Here is a 1,241-nt window from a genome sequence, read left to right on the forward strand (position 1 = left end):
GAAGCAGAGGCAAACTTCTACGCCACTATGGAAACAGAAGCCGTGGCCGCGTAACTAACCGAAATCAGCCTCCGGCAAACCCGGCGCGGTTCAGAACCTCTCCATCAAAGAGGCCACAGTGGAGCGCTTTCAGTACGACAGCCACGACCAACTTCGAACGCACCTCACCGACCTCGTGGCAGCATAGAATTTCGCGTACAGGCTCAAGAGCCTCGGCGGCCTCACTTCTTGCGAATACATCTGCAGGATCCGGACATCAGAACCGTACAGATTCATCCTCGGTCCGTTCCACCAGATACCGGGACTGAACGTCTGGAACTACGCTTCTCCCGCGATCAATCGTGTGGCTCCGCTTATGTCGGGCAGCACCTCGCCGTTGGCCAGACGTGCCAGGATGCGACGTTCCTCGGCCTCGACTTCGGCTGCGTGGATGGCCGCGGCCTCGGCCTCGGCCTCGGATGCGGGCATTATCAGGATGGCGTTTTCATCCGCAAGGACGGCATCGCCCGCATTGACCACGACCCCACCAACCGAGACGGGATGGTTCATCGCGCCGCTATCCATGCTGGCCCTCACTGTCGAAGACCAACCGCACGCTCCCGCACTTACGGAATAAATCTTTCGTGGTCCTACTCATCATACTCAATCCTACTCAGGGATTGGAGCCGCCGGCAAACTCGCTGCGGTCGATAGGCACTTCGGTGAACTCGCGCACTTAGCTCGCATTAGGTTCCATAGTACCGAAGACCGCAGGTTTGAAAGATGCATAATCTTGCTTATTCGTCAAACCGGGACGCATTCAGTCTACAGCCAGAAGATGACAATTGCGGCAAGCACGATCGCTGAAAAGAAGGTCTTCGGGCATCTGTCGTATCGTGATGAAACGCGCCGCCAGTCAGCAAGCTTTCGAATTGCCCCTGCGAGGTCGTGACCGTCGAGTGCAAGGACTGCGGGGCGCTTCCCATTGCGAAGCCCGCGCAGTGGTTCAAGGATCGCGCGTTGTATCCTTCGAATATCCCGGCGCTATGGCGGCCACGGTCGTGAAATCCGACACGGTCGTAATCGACGCCCGATCAATCAGGCATCCAAAGCGGCGGTCGCTGGCAACCATCCATGCAAGACAACTTTCATGGTATGACTAAAATATCCTAGGGTCAGGACCCATTAATTTTCTTGATGCCGTCCTGTCGGCGTGATTCACGCTCCCAAACAGGTGGGGGCATCATGAGTAATCTTTTCTG

General features: G+C 56.6%; 1 protein-coding gene and 2 pseudogenes. 1 reads left to right on the forward strand and 2 read right to left on the reverse strand.

Annotated elements, in window-relative coordinates:
* Positions 1–94: 94 nt before the first annotated feature.
* A pseudogene (locus tag F804_RS17780) lies at positions 95–310 on the forward strand (IS481 family transposase); the annotation flags it as partial.
* Positions 311–318: 8 nt separating this feature from the next.
* Here the strand turns inward: F804_RS17780 and F804_RS16795 are convergent.
* Entirely contained in the window at positions 319–564 is a 246-nt protein-coding gene (locus F804_RS16795; RefSeq protein WP_028726055.1) for an RraA family protein, read from the reverse strand.
* Positions 565–804: 240 nt separating this feature from the next.
* Positions 805–906 (reverse strand): annotated as a pseudogene (locus F804_RS17465) (IS5/IS1182 family transposase); the annotation flags it as partial.
* Positions 907–1,241: the final 335 nt, after the last annotated feature.

Source organism: Paracoccus zeaxanthinifaciens ATCC 21588, from assembly GCF_000420145.1.
Lineage (GTDB): Bacteria > Pseudomonadota > Alphaproteobacteria > Rhodobacterales > Rhodobacteraceae > Paracoccus > Paracoccus zeaxanthinifaciens.

What these genes read in the sequence shown, in the direction of transcription:
- F804_RS16795 (WP_028726055.1), bottom strand. Translation starts at nt 564, where the DNA reads ATGGATAGCGGCGCGATGAACCATCCCGTCTCGGTTGGTGGGGTCGTG.